The organism is Enterobacter sp. EC_50, from assembly GCF_019584525.1.
Classification (GTDB): Bacteria; Pseudomonadota; Gammaproteobacteria; order Enterobacterales; family Enterobacteriaceae; genus Enterobacter; species Enterobacter roggenkampii.
On record NZ_VDAF01000014.1, the window covers coordinates 29399 to 45901 of the forward strand.

Annotated in this window: 16 protein-coding genes; 10 read left to right on the forward strand and 6 right to left on the reverse strand. The window is 56.4% G+C overall.

The window, feature by feature from the left end; translation table 11 throughout:
* Positions 1-7: 7 nt before the first annotated feature.
* Together FHC48_RS13065 and FHC48_RS13070 are read right to left on the reverse strand one after the other, a co-directional pair.
* Positions 8-826, reverse strand: coding sequence for a DUF72 domain-containing protein (locus tag FHC48_RS13065; RefSeq protein WP_023293959.1), 819 nt, complete (start codon positions 824-826; stop codon positions 8-10).
* A complete protein-coding gene (locus FHC48_RS13070; protein ID WP_023325521.1) occupies positions 823-1389 on the reverse strand; it encodes a hydrolase in 567 nt (188 codons plus the stop codon). The genes FHC48_RS13065 and FHC48_RS13070 overlap by 4 nt, the downstream gene beginning before the upstream one ends.
* A gap of 263 nt (positions 1390-1652) precedes the next feature.
* Here FHC48_RS13070 and aspS point away from each other — a divergent pair, with 263 nt between their 5' ends.
* From aspS to ruvB, 6 genes are all read left to right on the forward strand, one after another.
* Complete coding sequence (aspS, locus tag FHC48_RS13075) at positions 1653-3425, forward strand: aspartate--tRNA ligase (RefSeq protein ID WP_008500445.1); 1773 nt, start codon at positions 1653-1655, stop codon at positions 3423-3425.
* A gap of 1 nt (position 3426) precedes the next feature.
* Positions 3427-3870 carry a dihydroneopterin triphosphate diphosphatase gene (nudB, locus tag FHC48_RS13080; RefSeq protein WP_008500446.1) on the forward strand — a complete coding sequence of 148 codons (444 nt, stop codon included), beginning with the start codon at positions 3427-3429 and terminating at the stop codon, positions 3868-3870.
* 27 nt (positions 3871-3897) lie between these two features.
* The gene (locus FHC48_RS13085) at positions 3898-4638 is read left to right on the forward strand and encodes a YebC/PmpR family DNA-binding transcriptional regulator (RefSeq protein ID WP_008500447.1); all 741 of its coding nucleotides are present in this window, start codon (positions 3898-3900) and stop codon (positions 4636-4638) included.
* 34 nt (positions 4639-4672) lie between these two features.
* Entirely contained in the window at positions 4673-5194 is a 522-nt protein-coding gene (gene ruvC, locus FHC48_RS13090; RefSeq protein WP_003859749.1) for a crossover junction endodeoxyribonuclease RuvC, read from the forward strand.
* Between the two features lie 80 nt (positions 5195-5274).
* The gene (ruvA, locus tag FHC48_RS13095; RefSeq protein ID WP_008500448.1) at positions 5275-5889 is read left to right on the forward strand and encodes a Holliday junction branch migration protein RuvA; all 615 of its coding nucleotides are present in this window, start codon (positions 5275-5277) and stop codon (positions 5887-5889) included.
* Between the two features lie 8 nt (positions 5890-5897).
* Positions 5898-6908 (forward strand): Holliday junction branch migration DNA helicase RuvB, encoded by a 1011-nt coding sequence (gene ruvB / locus FHC48_RS13100; RefSeq protein ID WP_008500449.1) that lies wholly within the window; start codon positions 5898-5900, stop codon positions 6906-6908.
* 52 nt (positions 6909-6960) lie between these two features.
* On the opposite strand, the gene znuB is transcribed toward ruvB, so the two are convergent.
* Complete coding sequence (gene znuB / locus FHC48_RS13105) at positions 6961-7746, reverse strand: zinc ABC transporter permease subunit ZnuB (protein ID WP_021240439.1); 786 nt, start codon at positions 7744-7746, stop codon at positions 6961-6963.
* A complete protein-coding gene (gene znuC / locus FHC48_RS13110) occupies positions 7743-8498 on the reverse strand; it encodes a zinc ABC transporter ATP-binding protein ZnuC (protein ID WP_059362254.1) in 756 nt (251 codons plus the stop codon). The genes znuB and znuC overlap by 4 nt, the downstream gene beginning before the upstream one ends.
* 77 nt (positions 8499-8575) lie before the next feature.
* Between znuC and znuA the strand changes: the two genes are divergently transcribed.
* The 3 genes from znuA to lpxM all read left to right on the forward strand — a co-directional run bounded on the left by znuA (position 8576) and on the right by lpxM (position 11947).
* On the forward strand, positions 8576-9520 hold the full coding sequence (znuA, locus tag FHC48_RS13115) for a zinc ABC transporter substrate-binding protein ZnuA (RefSeq protein ID WP_059362308.1): 945 nt from the start codon (positions 8576-8578) through the stop codon (positions 9518-9520).
* 15 nt (positions 9521-9535) lie between these two features.
* Entirely contained in the window at positions 9536-10855 is a 1320-nt protein-coding gene (mepM, locus tag FHC48_RS13120; RefSeq protein WP_008500453.1) for a murein DD-endopeptidase MepM, read from the forward strand.
* A 120-nt stretch (positions 10856-10975) separates the two neighbouring features.
* Positions 10976-11947, forward strand: a complete 972-nt coding sequence (lpxM, locus tag FHC48_RS13125) for a lauroyl-Kdo(2)-lipid IV(A) myristoyltransferase (RefSeq protein WP_008500454.1) — start codon at positions 10976-10978, stop codon at positions 11945-11947.
* Between the two features lie 45 nt (positions 11948-11992).
* On the opposite strand, the gene pyk is transcribed toward lpxM, so the two are convergent.
* Together pyk and FHC48_RS13135 are read right to left on the reverse strand one after the other, a co-directional pair.
* Entirely contained in the window at positions 11993-13435 is a 1443-nt protein-coding gene (gene pyk, locus FHC48_RS13130; RefSeq protein ID WP_008500455.1) for a pyruvate kinase, read from the reverse strand.
* 137 nt (positions 13436-13572) lie between these two features.
* Positions 13573-14442: a MurR/RpiR family transcriptional regulator gene (locus FHC48_RS13135; RefSeq protein WP_008500456.1), complete on the reverse strand. Its 870-nt coding sequence runs from the start codon at positions 14440-14442 to the stop codon at positions 13573-13575.
* Between the two features lie 356 nt (positions 14443-14798).
* On the opposite strand from FHC48_RS13135, the gene zwf reads away from it, so the two are divergent.
* Positions 14799-16274 carry a glucose-6-phosphate dehydrogenase gene (gene zwf / locus FHC48_RS13140; protein ID WP_008500457.1) on the forward strand — a complete coding sequence of 492 codons (1476 nt, stop codon included), beginning with the start codon at positions 14799-14801 and terminating at the stop codon, positions 16272-16274.
* Positions 16275-16503: the final 229 nt, after the last annotated feature.

A 16503-nucleotide genomic window follows, 5' to 3' on the forward strand; every position in this document is an offset into this window, starting at 1 on the left:
GGTGATATCAGAAAAGAGAAGATTGTTGTGGGATGGAAGGGGCGCTGCCCACGGACGGCACCGCAGCCTGCAAGGCCTGCCACAGAGCATCGACCAGTTCGGGGGCCTGGGCAATATCCGGCGTGTGCAAAAAGAGATACGGCGTGGTGGTGTGTTCCCACGAGGCCAGTTTTTCCAGCCAGACGGCGAACATCGCCTGGTTTTGCGGCATGTTATCGCTGCCGATAAACCTGACCATTGGGTTTTGCGCGGTCACGATGGCGTGGACCGGCACTTTCGGTTTTTTACGCTGAGCTTCAACGATGGCCTCGTTATGCGGTATCGCGCTGTGCACCGGACGGCTATCGAGGATCACCCGGTTAACGGAACGCTCAAGCAGGCCGCGGTTGAGCGCTTTTTCCGCTTCGCCTTTCGCAAAGAAGTCCTGGTGTCGGACCTCCACGCCGTAGGTAAATTCCCGGGGCAGGGCATCCAGGAACTGCCAGAGCGCAGGCAGGTCGCGCGGAGCAAACGTGGCCGGAAGCTGCAGCCAGTACTGGCCGATGCGGTTTGCCAGAGGCGCCATCCGGCCAAAGAATTCGTCGGTCAACTCACCGCAGTTTCGCAGCGCGGCCTGGTGAGAAATGGTCGCCGGAAACTTGAAGCAGAAGCGGAAGTCGTCGGTTGTTTGCTCCCGCCAGCGTGCAACAATCTCGGCTTTAGGGAGCGCATACAGGGTGGTATTACCCTCGACGCAGTTGAAGTGTCGGGCATACTCCTCAAGGCTGGTGATACCCAGACGCACCCATTTCGGGTGCGACCACTGGGGCAGGCCCACATACATCATAACGCGCTAAGGATCTCGTCCGTGCTGCGCACGCGACCGATGCGCGGGAAGATATGGGTCATGCTGCCCTGGTGCTGTTCCGCCGAGGCCGCGCTACACGCATCTTCGGCAATCACCAGATTAAAGCCCAGCTCCCACGCGTTGCGGGCAGTCGACTCCACGCCGATATTGGTGGAAATGCCGCACAGGATGATCGTGTCAATGCCGCGACGGCGGAGCTGCAGCTCGAGATCGGTGCCGTAGAAGGCGCCCCACTGACGTTTGGTCACTTCGATGTCGCCGTCGCGTTTGCCGAGCGATACCGGGTACGTCCACCAGTTTTCCGGCAGGGCGCGGGCGGGAGTCTGCGCATCAACGGGCTGTTTTAACGCTTCTGCGTAATCCGCAGACCAGCCGACGCGCACCATGACAACCGGGGCACCGCTGGCACGGCATTTTTCCGCCAGGCGGGCGGCGCGGCTGACCACATCGTCCGCGGTATGCGGGCCACCGGCGAAGGGCAAAATGCCTTCCTGTAAATCAATCACCACAAGCGCGGTTTTGCTGGCATCAAGGGTTAACATCGTTACTCCCGTTAAATGAATCACTTCCACACACCATACGACGCGATGGCCTGTTATTGGTCGCATAATTTTGTTAATTTTTGTGAGAATGCGCAATAAGAGTGCAGCAAACGACCGCCTGGCCGTGGTTCGCTCTTATCGTCCGGCGGAATTTCCAGTATAATAGCCGCCTTTTTTCATCCAGTTGTGACATACAGAAAGCTGCGACATAGTAGCCTGCATACCAGGCGACATTTAGCCTGCGGCTAATTAAGGGATATCTCATGCGTACAGAATATTGCGGGCAGCTGCGTCAGTCCCACGTCGGACAGCAGGTCACCCTGTGTGGTTGGGTCAATCGTCGTCGTGATCTTGGTAGCCTTATCTTCATCGATATGCGCGACCGCGAAGGTATCGTTCAGGTGTTCTTCGATCCGGATCGCGCAGATGCGTTGAAGCTGGCCTCTGAGCTGCGTAATGAGTTCTGCATTCAGGTCACCGGCACCGTGCGTGCGCGTGACGAGAAAAACGTTAACGCCGACATGGCGACGGGTGCCATTGAAGTGCTGGCGTCCGATCTGACGATCATCAACCGTGCTGAAGCGCTGCCGCTGGACTCCAACCACGTCAACACTGAAGAAGCGCGTCTGAAATACCGCTACCTGGATCTGCGTCGTCCGGAGATGGCTCAGCGCCTGAAAACCCGTGCGAAAATCACCAGCCTGGTGCGTCGCTTTATGGATGACCACGGTTTCCTCGATATCGAAACACCGATGCTGACCAAAGCCACGCCGGAAGGCGCGCGCGATTACCTGGTGCCATCCCGCGTCCATAAAGGCAAATTCTACGCGCTGCCACAGTCTCCACAGCTGTTCAAACAGCTGCTGATGATGTCCGGCTTCGATCGCTACTATCAGATCGTGAAATGCTTCCGCGACGAAGACCTGCGCGCTGACCGCCAGCCTGAATTTACCCAGATCGATGTGGAAACCTCCTTCATGACCGCCGAGCAGGTGCGTGAAGTGATGGAAGCCCTGGTGCGTAGCCTGTGGAATGACGTGAAAGGCGTTGAGCTGGGCGATTTCCCAATCATGACCTTCGCGGAAGCCGAGCGTCGCTATGGCTCTGACAAACCAGACCTGCGTAACCCGATGGAGCTGGTGGACGTAGCTGATCTGGTTAAAAACGTGGAGTTCGCGGTCTTCGCGGGTCCGGCTAACGACGCCAAAGGCCGCGTAGCCGCGCTGCGTGTACCGGGCGGAGCGGCTCTGAGCCGTAAGCAGATCGACGACTACGGCAATTTCATCAAGATCTACGGCGCGAAAGGTCTGGCCTATATTAAAGTGACCGAGCGTGCGAAAGGTCTGGAAGGTATCACCAGCCCGGTTGCGAAATTCCTGAACGCGGACATCGTGGAAGCGATCCTGGAGCGCACCGGCGCGCAGGACGGCGACATGATCTTCTTCGGTGCAGATAACAAGAAAGTCGTTGCGGATGCGATGGGCGCGCTGCGTCTGAAGCTCGGTAAAGACCTGAATCTGACCGACGAGAGCAAATGGGCGCCGCTGTGGGTTATCGACTTCCCAATGTTTGAAGACGACGGTGAAGGCGGCCTGACCGCGATGCACCACCCGTTCACCTCGCCGAAAGACATGACGGCTGCCGAGCTGAAAGCGGCACCGGAAGAGGCCGTCGCCAACGCCTACGATATGGTCATCAACGGCTACGAAGTGGGCGGTGGCTCCGTGCGTATTCACAGCGGTGAAATGCAGCAGACCGTGTTCGGCATCCTGGGCATCAACGAGCAGGAGCAGCGCGAGAAATTCGGCTTCCTGCTGGACGCGCTGAAATACGGTACGCCTCCGCACGCGGGTCTGGCCTTCGGTCTTGACCGTCTGACCATGCTGCTGACCGGCACCGATAACATCCGTGATGTTATCGCTTTCCCGAAAACCACTGCTGCAGCGTGTCTGATGACCGAAGCGCCAAGCTTTGCCAACCCGGCCGCACTGGCTGAGCTGGGCATTGAGGTGGTGAAGAAGGAAGAGAAAAACTGATATGACATATAAGCTCCCCGTTTCGGTCCTGGTGGTCATTTATGCAGAAGACACGAAGCGGGTGCTGATGTTGCAGCGGCGCGATGACCCTGAATTCTGGCAGTCGGTTACCGGCAGTCTGGAAGAGGGGGAAACCGCGCCGCAGGCCGCCGCGCGTGAAGTAAAGGAAGAGGTCGCCATTGACGTTGCCCGCGAGCAACTGACCCTGAAGGACTGTCAGCGCACGGTGGAGTTCGAAATTTTTAGCCATTTACGTCATCGCTACGCGCCGGGTACCGAGCGCAATACGGAATCGTGGTTCTGTCTCGCGCTTCCCCATGAACGGGAGATCGTGTTTACCGAACACCTGACCTACCGCTGGGTGAATGCGGCGGATGCCGCCGCACTGACCAAGTCGTGGAGCAACCGGCAGGCGATTGAAGAATTTGTAATTAACGCTGCCTGAAAAGGCGCGCTCTTTGAGGATATTTTTATGGCAGGTCATAGTAAGTGGGCCAACACCAAACACCGCAAAGCGGCACAGGATGCCAAGCGCGGTAAGATCTTTACCAAAATCATTCGCGAGCTGGTGACGGCAGCGCGTCTGGGCGGCGGCGATCCGGCCTCTAACCCACGTCTGCGTGCGGCGGTGGATAAAGCGCTGTCTAACAACATGACGCGTGACACCCTGAACCGTGCTATCGCACGTGGCGTGGGCGGTGATGAAGACGCGAACATGGAAACCATCATTTATGAAGGTTACGGTCCTGGCGGTACGGCGGTGATGGTTGAGTGCCTGTCCGACAACCGTAACCGTACCGTTGCGGAAGTGCGCCACGCGTTCACCAAAACCGGTGGCAACCTGGGCACTGACGGTTCTGTTGCTTACCTGTTCAGCAAAAAAGGCGTCATCTCCTTCGAGAAAGGCGACGAAGATGCGATCATGGAAGCGGCGCTGGAAGCCGGTGCGGAAGACGTAGTGACCTTCGACGACGGCGCTATCGACGTTTATACCGCCTGGGAAGAGATGGGTGCCGTGCGCGATGCGCTGGAAGCGGCGGGCCTGAAAGCGGACAACGCTGAAGTCTCCATGATCCCGTCCACCAAAGCGGACATGGATGCAGAAACGGCACCAAAACTGCTGCGTCTGATCGACATGCTCGAAGACTGCGACGACGTGCAGGAAGTGTATCACAACGGTGAAATCTCTGATGAGGTTGCAGCGACTCTCTGATGAGAGCGTGTAAACCCGTTACAGGAGACGCGTGATGTCGATTATTCTCGGGATTGACCCAGGCTCACGCGTCACCGGTTATGGCGTTATCCGTCAGGTGGGACGCCAGTTAACCTACCTGGGCAGTGGCTGTATTCGCACCAAAGTTGACGATCTGCCGTCGCGCCTGAAGCTCATCTATGCGGGCGTGTCGGAGATCATCACCCAGTTTCAGCCGGACTATTTCGCCATCGAGCAGGTCTTTATGGCGAAAAATGCCGATTCGGCGCTAAAGCTCGGTCAGGCGCGCGGGGTGGCCATTGTCGCTGCGGTGAACCAGGATTTGCCGGTATTCGAATACGCGGCAAGGCAGGTTAAGCAAACGGTGGTGGGCATCGGTAGCGCGGAGAAAAGTCAGGTGCAGCACATGGTGCGGACCCTGCTCAAGCTCCCTGCTAACCCGCAGGCCGACGCCGCCGATGCGCTGGCGATTGCGATTACCCACTGTCACGTCAGCCAGAACGCGATGCAAATGAGCGAATCGCGGCTCAATCTGGCGCGAGGCAGGTTACGATAATGACAAATCAGGCTGGATGTTTATCCAGCCTTTTTTTATTATGTCGGCAGTTAATTTCTTCCAGAACGCAGGAGCGTCACGTGATAGGCAGACTCAGAGGCATCATCATTGAAAAACAACCCCCGTTAGTGCTGCTGGAAGTGGGTGGCGTGGGCTATGAAGTCCATATGCCGATGACCTGCTTCTACGAGCTGCCGGACGCGGGCAAAGAGGCGATTGTCTTTACCCAGTTTGTGGTGCGTGAAGATGCTCAGCTGCTGTACGGCTTCAACAACAAACAGGAACGCACCCTGTTCCGCGAGCTGATTAAAACCAACGGCGTCGGGCCGAAGCTGGCGCTGGCGATCTTATCCGGCATGTCTGCACCACAGTTTGTGAATGCCGTTGAGCGTGAAGATCCTGCGGCGCTGATTAAGCTTCCTGGCATCGGTAAGAAAACGGCAGAACGCCTGATTGTCGAGATGAAAGACCGCTTTAAAGGCCTGCATGGCGATCTCTTCACGCCGGCGGCCGATCTGGTACTGACCTCGCCAGGTGCGCCTGCGGCGGATGATGACGCGGAGCAGGAAGCGGTTGCCGCGCTGGTGGCACTGGGCTATAAACCTCAGGAGGCCAGCCGCATGGTAAGTAAAATTGCCAAACCGGACGCCAGCAGTGAAACCCTGATTCGTGAAGCGCTGCGCGCTGCATTGTGAGGTAAAGGATGATTGAAGCAGACCGCCTGGTTTCGGCAGGCACTGTTCAGGCAGAGGATGTGGTGGATCGCGCGATTCGCCCAAAACTGCTTGATGAGTACATTGGCCAGCCGCAGGTTCGTTCCCAGATGGAGATTTTTATCCAGGCGGCAAAGCTGCGCGGCGATGCGCTCGATCACCTGCTGATTTTTGGCCCGCCGGGTTTAGGCAAAACCACCCTGGCGAATATCGTCGCTAATGAAATGGGCGTTAACCTGCGCACCACCTCCGGCCCGGTGCTGGAGAAGGCGGGCGATTTGGCGGCCATGCTGACCAACCTCGAACCGCATGACGTGCTGTTTATCGATGAGATCCACCGCCTGTCACCGGTGGTGGAAGAGGTGCTCTATCCGGCGATGGAAGATTATCAGCTGGATATCATGATCGGTGAAGGTCCGGCTGCGCGCTCCATCAAAATCGATCTGCCGCCGTTTACCCTGATTGGCGCAACGACGCGAGCCGGGTCGTTGACCTCTCCACTGCGCGACCGCTTCGGTATCGTGCAGCGTCTGGAGTTTTACCAGGTGGCCGATCTCCAGCACATCGTTGGCCGCAGCGCCCGCTATATGGGGCTGGAGATGAGCGAAGAGGGGGCGTTTGAAGTGGCGAAGCGTTCCCGCGGTACGCCGCGTATCGCCAACCGCCTGCTGCGCCGCGTGCGTGACTTTGCTGAGGTGAAGCACAACGGTTCGATCTCCGCTGAGATCGCCGCGCAGGCGCTGGATATGCTGAACGTCGATGCCGAAGGTTTTGACTACATGGACCGCAAGCTGCTGCTGGCGGTGCTGGACAAGTTCTTTGGTGGCCCGGTCGGGCTGGATAACCTGGCGGCAGCAATCGGGGAAGAGCGTGAAACCATTGAGGACGTGCTTGAACCGTATCTGATCCAGCAGGGCTTCCTGCAGCGCACCCCGCGTGGACGTATGGCCACGGTGCGGGCGTGGAATCATTTCGGCATTACGCCACCGGCAATGCCGTAAGCAGCGATAATTTGTCGCCCCGGTAAGCGAAGCGCCTCCGGGGACATACCCGCTACTGCGCGGTCTTCTTCATCATACTGAAGATAAACAGCACCGCCGCACTCAGCACCACGGACGGCCCCGCAGGCGTGTCATAGAACGCCGAGAAGGTTAGCCCACCCGTTACCGCAATCATCCCGATAATTACGGCGACACCGGCCATCTGCTCCGGCGTACGGGCAAAACGACGCGCCGTAGCCGCAGGGATGATCAGCAGCGAGGTGATAATCAGCGCGCCGACGAACTTCATCGCCACACCAATGGTTAACGCCGTCACCAGCATCAGCAGCAGCTTCACGCGCTGCAGCTTCACGCCGTCGACAAATGCCAGATCCGGGCTGACGGTCATCGCCAGTAAATTACGCCATTGCCAGAGCAAAATCCCCAGGACTACAACCACGCCGATAGCAATGGCGATCAGATCGTCCGGCGTCACGGCCAGCAGGTCACCGAACAGGTAGGCCATCAGATCCACGCGGATATTGGACATCAGGCTGACCACCACCAGACCCAGCGACAGGGCGCTGTGCGCCATGATGCCAAGCAGCGTATCAATGGCGAGGTGGGGGCGTTTTTCCAGCCAGACCAGACCGGCCGCCAGCAGCAGCGTGACCACAATCACCGCATAGAACGGGTTGACGTTCAGCAGCAGGCCAAAAGCCACGCCCAGCAGGGACGCGTGCGCCAGGGTATCGCCGAAGTAAGACATTCTGCGCCACACCACAAACGAGCCGAGTGGACCCGCGGCGCAGGCAAGCATAATCCCGGCCAGCCAGCCGGGCAGTAACAGTTCAATCATGAGTGTCCATTTCCCCGACGCAGAACGATTCGTCCCTGCAAATCATGGCGGTGATTATGATGATGGCGATAGATGCCGAGCTGTTCAGCGCCGCGAGGGCCGAACATGGAGATAAATTCCGGGTGCATGGAGACCACTTCAGGCGTGCCGGAGCAGCAGATATGGTGGTTGAGACACAGCACTTCATCAGTTTTTGCCATCACCAGATGCAGGTCGTGGGATACCATCAGTACCGCGCAGTTCAGTTCCTGACGCAGCTGGTCAATAAGATCGTACAGCGCGACCTGGCCGTTGACGTCGACCCCCTGCGTCGGCTCATCCAGCACCAGCAGCTGCGGGCTGCTGAGCAACGCACGGGCAAGTAATACGCGCTGCGTTTCACCGCCGGACAGTTTTTGCAGCGGCGCATCGACAAGATGGCCTGCCTGCACGCGCTTCAGCGCCGGAAGAATATCGGCTTTCCGCGTGCCGGGGCGCAGGTGCAGGAAACGGCTCACCGTCAGCGGCAGCGTGGCGTCAAGGTGCAGTTTTTGCGGCACATAGCCGATACGCAATTTTTCCTCACGCGTGATCACGCCTTCATCGGGTGCGACCAGACCCAGCACCACGCGAACTAGGGTGGATTTGCCTGCGCCATTGGGGCCGAGCAGCGTCAGAATTTTGCCAGGCTTCAGATCGAGCGACACGTCAGAAAGGACGCGGCGCTGGCCAAATGAGACCGAAATATTTTCAAGAGAAACCAATGTCGTCATGTCATTTTAAGCTTGAAGAAGTCAACGAATGTTATAATATCACATTCCACGCATTCACTACGATGATTAGTCGCATTATGTTACATAAAAATACGCTTCTTTTCGCAGCATTATCCGCTGCCCTTTGGGGTACAACCGCACAAGATGTTAACGCTGCGGTTGTCGCTTCGCTTAAACCACTCGGGTTTATCGCGTCAGCCATTGCTGACGGAGTAACAGAAACTCAGGTTCTGCTCCCGGATGGTGCATCCGAGCATGACTACTCCCTGCGCCCTTCAGACGTAAAACGCTTACAAAACGCGGACTTAGTTGTCTGGATTGGTCCGGAAATGGAAGCGTTTATGCAGAAGTCAGCAAAACAGGTGGCGGGCGAAAAACAGGTCGCGATTGCCGCCCTCCCAGGCGTGAAACCGTTACTCATGAAAGGCACGGATGACGACGGCGATGAACATGACCATCATACTGCCGACGGTGAAAAAGGTGATGGAGATCACCATCACGGCGAGTACAACATGCATCTTTGGTTATCCCCAGAGATAGCGCGGCTTTCAGCGGTTGCAATCCATGACAAATTAGTGGAACTTATGCCGCAAAGTCGAGCCAAACTAGACGCCAACCTGAAAGATTTTGAGGCACAATTAGCCGCAACCGATAAGCAGGTAGGTAATGAGCTCGCACCGTTGAAAGGAAAAGGGTATTTCGTTTTTCATGACGCCTACGGCTATTACGAAAAACACTACGGTTTGACCCCGTTGGGTCACTTTACCGTCAACCCTGAAATTCAACCTGGTGCGCAGCGTTTACATGAAATCAGAACACAGCTGGTTGAGCAAAAAGCGACATGCGTTTTTGCTGAGCCACAGTTCAGGCCAGCGGTCGTAGAAGCCGTGGCCAGGGGGACATCCGTGCGCATGGGGACCCTTGACCCGCTAGGAACGAATATCCAGTTGAGCAAAGCGAGCTATTCGCAGTTCCTCAGCCAACTGGCGAACCAGTATGCGAGCTGCCTGAAAGGAGATTAACGAGGAAGTGAATACGTGCAACAGATAGCCCGCTCTGTCGCCCTGGCATTTAACAATCTGCCTCGACCCCACCGCGTCATGCTGGGGTCGCTTACAGTACTCACCTTAGCGGTCGCCGTCTGGCGGCCCTATGTTTACCACCCGAGTTCTGCCCCTATCATCAAAACCATCGAGCTTGAAAAGAGCGAAATCCGCTCTTTGCTGCCTGAAGCCAGTGAGCCTATCGACCAGTCGGCTCAGGAAGATGAAGCCATTCCACAGGATGAACTGGACGATAAAACCGAGAATGAAGCGGGTATCCACGAATATGTAGTTTCTACCGGGGACACGCTGAGCAGCGTGCTGAACCAGTACGGCATCGACATGGGCAATATCAGCCAGCTGGCGGCGGCAGATAAAGATCTTCGCAACCTGAAAATTGGGCAACAGCTCTCCTGGACGTTAACGGCCGATGGCGATCTCCAGCGTCTGACCTGGGAAATGTCCCGCCGTGAAACCCGCACCTACGATCGCACGGCAACCGGTTTCAAAATGACCAGCGAAATGCAGAAGGGCGACTGGGTCAACAGCGTTCTCAAAGGCACCGTGGGCGCAAGCTTTGTCTCCAGCGCGCGCGACGCAGGGTTGACCAGCGCTGAAATCAGTTCGGTGATCAAAGCCATGCAGTGGCAGATGGATTTCCGCAAGCTGAAAAAAGGCGATGAGTTTTCCGTCCTGATGTCCCGCGAAATGCTGGACGGCAAGCGCGAGCAAAGCCAGCTGCTGGGCGTGCGTCTGCGCTCCGAGGGCAAAGATTACTACGCGATCCGTGCCGAAGACGGCAAGTTCTACGACCGCACCGGTACGGGCCTTGCAAAGGGCTTCCTGCGCTTCCCGACGGCGAAACAGTTCCGCGTCTCCTCCAACTTTAACCCGCGTCGTCTGAACCCGGTCACCGGACGCGTCGCACCGCACCGTGGCGTTGACTTTGCTATGCCGCAGGGCACACCGGTACTCGCGGTTGGGGATGGCGAAGTGGTGGTGGCCAAACGTAGCGGCGCAGCCGGATATTATGTTGCGGTACGTCATGGTCGCACGTATACGACCCGCTATATGCACCTGCGTAAGCTGCTGGTTAAACCAGGACAAAAGGTGAAGCGTGGTGACCGTATTGCGATCTCCGGTAATACCGGTCGTTCTACCGGCCCGCACCTGCACTACGAAGTGTGGATCAACCAGCAGGCCGTGAACCCGCTGACGGCGAAACTGCCGCGCACCGAAGGCCTGACGGGTAAAGATCGTACGGATTACCTGGCGCAGGTGAAAGAGGTATTGCCGCAGCTGAGCTTAGACTAAGCCCTCTGTTTTTGTTAAAAAAGCCGGCGCACCCTGACGCCGGCTTTTTCTTTTGTGCGCGGACGACTGCCTCGCTACACTATCTGAATTAATTTTGCGTCATCAGACCCTGGATCCAGCATGGAAACCCAAAAAAACAATATTGAATACATTCCTGAGTTTGAAAAATCCTTCCGCCATCCGCGCAACTGGGGCGCCTGGCTCGGTGTCTACGCCTTTGCGGGGATAGCGTTGCTGCCGGCTTCCGTCCGCGATCCTGTTCTGGGTAAAATTGGCCGTCTTGCCGGGCGCTTAGGCAAGAGTGCCCGCCGTCGCGCGCAGATCAATCTCTATTACTGTTTTCCTGAAAAGAGCGACGCCGAGCGCGAGGCAATCATTGATGAGATGTATACCACCGCACCGCAGGCCATGGCGATGATGGCGGAGCTGGCGCTGAAAGGACCGGAGAAAATTGTCGATCGCGTTGACTGGAAAGGGCTGGATATCATTGAGGAGATGCGCCGCAATGACGAGAAAGTCATTTTCCTTGTCCCACACGGCTGGGGCGTTGATATTCCGGCGATGCTGATGGCCTCTCAGGGCCAGAAGATGGCGGCAATGTTCCATAACCAGGGCAATAAAATCTTCGATTTTGTCTGGAATACGGTGCGTCGTCGTTTTGGCGGACGCCTGCATGCGCGCAACGATGGCATTAAGCCGTTCATTCAGTCGGTACGCCAGGGGTACTGGGGCTACTATTTGCCGGATCAGGACCACGGCCCCGAGCACAGCGAGTTTGTCGATTTCTTTGCGACCTATAAAGCGACGCTGCCTGCGATTGGCCGCCTGATGAAAGTGTGTCGTGCCCGCGTGATCCCGCTGTTCCCGGTCTATGACGGCAAAACGCATCGCCTGAGCATTGAGGTTCGTCCGCCGATGGACGATCTGCTGACCGCTGACGACCACACCATTGCCCGTCGGATGAACGAAGAGGTGGAGATCCTGGTAGGGCCCCATGCCGAGCAGTACACGTGGATCCTGAAGCTGCTTAAAACGCGTAAGCCGGGTGAAAAAGAGCCGTATAAACGCAAAGAGCTTTATCCAACGAAATAAAAAAAGCCCTCTCCATCTGGAGAGGGCTTTTTAACAGAGACGTTATTACTCGACGGTCATAACGCGCGTGGTGTTGGTTGAGCCGATGGTGCTCATCACATCGCCCTGGGTCACAATGACGATATCACCAGAGACCAGATAGCCTTTGTCGCGCAGCAGGTTTACGGCATCGTGCGCCGCGGCCACGCCGTCATTGGTGCTGTCGAAGTGTACCGGCGTCACGCCGCGGTACAGCGCCGTCAGGTTCAGCGTACGTTCGTGACGGGACATGGCGAAGATCGGCAGACCCGAGCTGATACGCGAGGTCATCAGCGCGGTGCGGCCAGATTCGGTCATGGTGATGATCGCGGTAACGCCCTTCAGATGGTTTGCCGCATACATTGCCGACATCGCAATCGCTTCTTCCACGTTGTCGAACTGCACGTCCAGACGGTGTTTAGAGACGTTGATGCTTGGGATCTTTTCAGCACCCAGGCAAACACGTGCCATGGCGGCCACGGTTTCTGCCGGATACTGGCCCGCTGCGGTTTCTGCGGAGAGCATCACCGCATCGGTTCCGTCAAGCACGGCGTTTGCCACGTCCATGACTTCGGCACGGGTTGGCATCGGGTTAGTGATCATCGATTCCATCATCTGAGTGGCGGTGATCACCGCGCGGTTCAGCTGACGTGCGCGACGAATCAGGGCTTTTTGAATACCGACCAGCTCAGGGTCGCCGATTTCCACACCCAGGTCGCCGCGCGCAACCATCACCACGTCTGACGCGAGGATCACGTCGTCCATGGCATCCTGATCGCAAACGGCTTCCGCACGCTCAACTTTGGCGACGATTTTGGCATCGCAGCCTGCATCGCGTGCCAGGCGACGCGCATAGTTCAGATCTTCGCCGCAGCGCGGGAAGGAGACAGCCAGGTAATCAACGCCGATCAGCGCAGCCGTCACGATGTCCGCTTTGTCTTTATCGGTGAGCGCCTCTGCAGAGAGGCCGCCGCCCAGTTTGTTGATGCCTTTATTGTTGGAGAGCGGGCCGCCGACGGTAACTTCGGTGAACACTTTCATGCCTTGAACTTCCAGCACTTTCAGCTGTACGCGGCCGTCATCAAGCAGCAGGATATCGCCAGGTACGACGTCAGCCGGGAGGCCTTTATAGTCGATACCGACTTTCTCTTTATCGCCTTCGCCTTTGCCCAGGTTGGCATCCAGCAGGAATTTGTCGCCGATATTGAGGAAAACTTTCCCCTCTTTAAAGGTGGAGACACGAATTTTTGGACCCTGCAAATCGCCGAGGATAGCAACGTGGCGGCCCAGTTTGGCTGCGATTTCACGCACTTTATCGGCACGTAATTTATGGTCTTCTGGCGTACCGTGAGAGAAGTTCATACGCACCACGTTGGCACCGGCGGCGATAATTTTTTCGAGATTATTATCGCGATCGGTGGCCGGGCCTAAGGTGGTTACGATCTTGGTTCTGCGAAGCCTTCTGGACATGTAATACTCCGTTGACTGAAACAACTTTGGTGTTGCGTGAACATTGAATCGGCCTTCATCTGCTGCAAGGCAGTGGAGAGGGGACCGAATGCCGTAAATCGTTACTTCGTCATTATTCGTGACGTCTTCGTTATCAACTATCGAACATCGCTCTTTATAAGCAATTCTTTATCAAAACGCGATTCCTTCAGCGCTTCCTTGACCCGCTTCAAGTTATCCCGGAATTTTGCCCCCCGGCGTAAGGTAAAACCGGTCGCCAGCACGTCAATCACGGTGAGCTGGGCCAGTCGGGAGACCATTGGCATATAAATGTCGGTGTCTTCTGGCACGTCGAGAGTGATCGCCAGCGTCGCCTCACGGGCCAGCGGTGTGCCCGCTGTGGTCAGCGCAATCACCATGGCATCGTTTTCACGGGCCAGCTGCGCCAGTTCTACCTGACTCTTAGTGCGGCCAGTATGCGAAATCAGTACCACGACGTCATCTTCACTGCAATTCATACAGCTCATGCGTTGCAGGACAATGTCATCGGAATAAATCACCGGGACGTTAAAGCGGAAAAATTTATTCATGGCGTCATGCGCGACGGCCGCCGACGACCCGAGCCCAAAGAAGGCAATTCGCTTGGCCTGGGTGAGTAAATCCACTGCGCGATTCACGGAACTCATGTCCAGAGACTGACGGACGTGGTCAAGCGAAGCCATGGCCGACTCAAAAATTTTCGCGGTATAGGCATCAACGCTGTCGTCTTCATCCACATTACGATTAACATAAGGGGTGCCGTTAGCCAGACTTTGTGCCAGATGCAGTTTAAAATCAGGAAAGCCGCGCGTTTCCAGGCTGCGGCAGAAGCGATTGACCGTGGGTTCGCTAACACCCGCTTCCTGTGCCAGAGCGGCGATGCTTGAATGAATCGCCTGAGCGGGAGAGGCGAGAATGACCTCGGCCACTTTTCGCTCGGATTTGCTAAGGTGTTCCAGTTGAAACTGGATTTTTTCCAGCATGTTCATGTTAACAGGACGCTCATGGGTGTAAACGATTTCATTAATTGATGAAATCGTGATTCGATTTAGCCGATATTACCCCTGTGGCTTCCATTAAGGGTAACAATCGACGAGATAATGTTGTTGTTTTTTTTCATTACTTGATCGATGTCGGGTTTTGCTATGACCCTGTTGCGCAAAGAAACGACGGTTGTTGCGTCATTAAGCCGTCGAAATCATCCGATGGGTGAAAAATCGCGGTATCGCACGCGACGATAAGCGCTAATGGTTTCGGGAATGACGTAAAAGCAGTACAGTGCATTGTAATAAAATTACAACGATACCTGGCAGAAGTACCAGGTGATCCAACTGAGGAGAATGACATGGCGGTAACGCAAACAGCCCAGGCATGTGACCTGGTCATTTTCGGCGCGAAAGGCGATCTTGCACGCCGAAAATTGCTGCCTTCCCTGTATCAACTGGAGAAAGCGGGCCAAATTCATCCGGATACGCGTATCCTGGGTGTTGGGCGCGCCGACTGGGACAAGGACGCTTATACCAAAGTCGTCCGCGAGGCGCTCGAAACTTTCATGAAGGAAAAAATTGATGAAAGTTTGTGGGATACCCTGAGCGGTCGTCTCGATTTCTGCAACCTTGACGTGAATGACGTCAGCGCATTCGCTCGCTTGGGCGCGATGCTGGATCAGAAAAACCGTGTCACCATTAACTATTTCGCCATGCCGCCAAGCACCTTCGGCGCCATCTGCAAAGGCCTGGGCGAAGCCAAACTGAACGCCAAACCGGCGCGCGTCGTGATGGAGAAGCCGTTGGGTACGTCCCTGGCAACCTCGCGTGAAATCAACGACCAGGTGGGCGAGTTCTTTGAAGAGTGCCAGGTCTACCGTATTGACCACTATCTCGGTAAAGAGACGGTGCTGAACCTGCTGGCGCTGCGTTTTGCTAACTCCCTGTTTGTGAACAACTGGGACAACCGCACCATCGACCACGTGGAAATCACCGTGGCGGAAGAGGTGGGGATTGAAGGCCGCTGGGGTTACTTTGACCAGGCCGGTCAGATGCGCGACATGATCCAGAACCACCTGCTGCAGATTTTGTGCATGATTGCCATGTCTCCTCCGTCCGATCTGACGGCGGACAGCATTCGTGACGCCAAAGTGAAAGTGCTGAAGTCGCTGCGCCGCATCGACCGCTCCAACGTGCGCGAGAAGACCGTTCGCGGCCAGTACACCGCCGGGTTTGCGCAAGGTAAAAAAGTGCCTGGCTACCTGGAAGAAGAGGGCGCGAACAAGTCCAGCAACACCGAGACGTTCGTGGCCATCCGCGTGGACATCGACGACTGGCGCTGGGCGGGGGTTCCGTTCTACCTGCGCACCGGTAAGCGTCTGCCTGCGAAATGTTCCGAAGTGGTTGTCTACTTTAAGAACCCGGAACTGAACCTGTTCAAAGAGTCCTGGCAGGAGCTGCCGCAGAACAAACTGACCATTCGTCTGCAGCCGGACGAGGGCGTGGACATCCAGATCCTCAACAAAGTGCCGGGCCTGGATCACAAACACAACCTGCAGACCACCAAGCTGGATCTGAGCTACTCCGAAACCTTTAACCAGACGCACCTGGCCGATGCGTACGAGCGTCTGCTGCTGGAAACCATGCGCGGTATCCAGGCGCTGTTCGTGCGTCGCGATGAGGTGGAAGAGGCGTGGAAATGGGTCGACTCCATCACCGAAGCCTGGGCTGCCGATCAGGATGCGCCAAAACCGTATCAGGCGGGCACATGGGGACCTGTCGCGTCGGTGGCAATGATCACCCGTGATGGCCGCTCCTGGAACGAGTTTGAGTAAGATAATCCGCTAGCCCGAAAGTGTTATTTTACCGGTAACATGATCTAACACAGCTCGTGGCACAATTTTCAACTTTTAAGCTCCGCGTGGATTCACCCGCGGAGCTTTTTTTATTACACTGCCGGAAGTGATTTTGCCCCTGAGCTCCGGACAGCAAGCGTTTCAGCGTTGTTAACAACTGCCAGCGACTTTGTAAACTCCCGAGCCCGGACAGATAAATGAGAGGAGC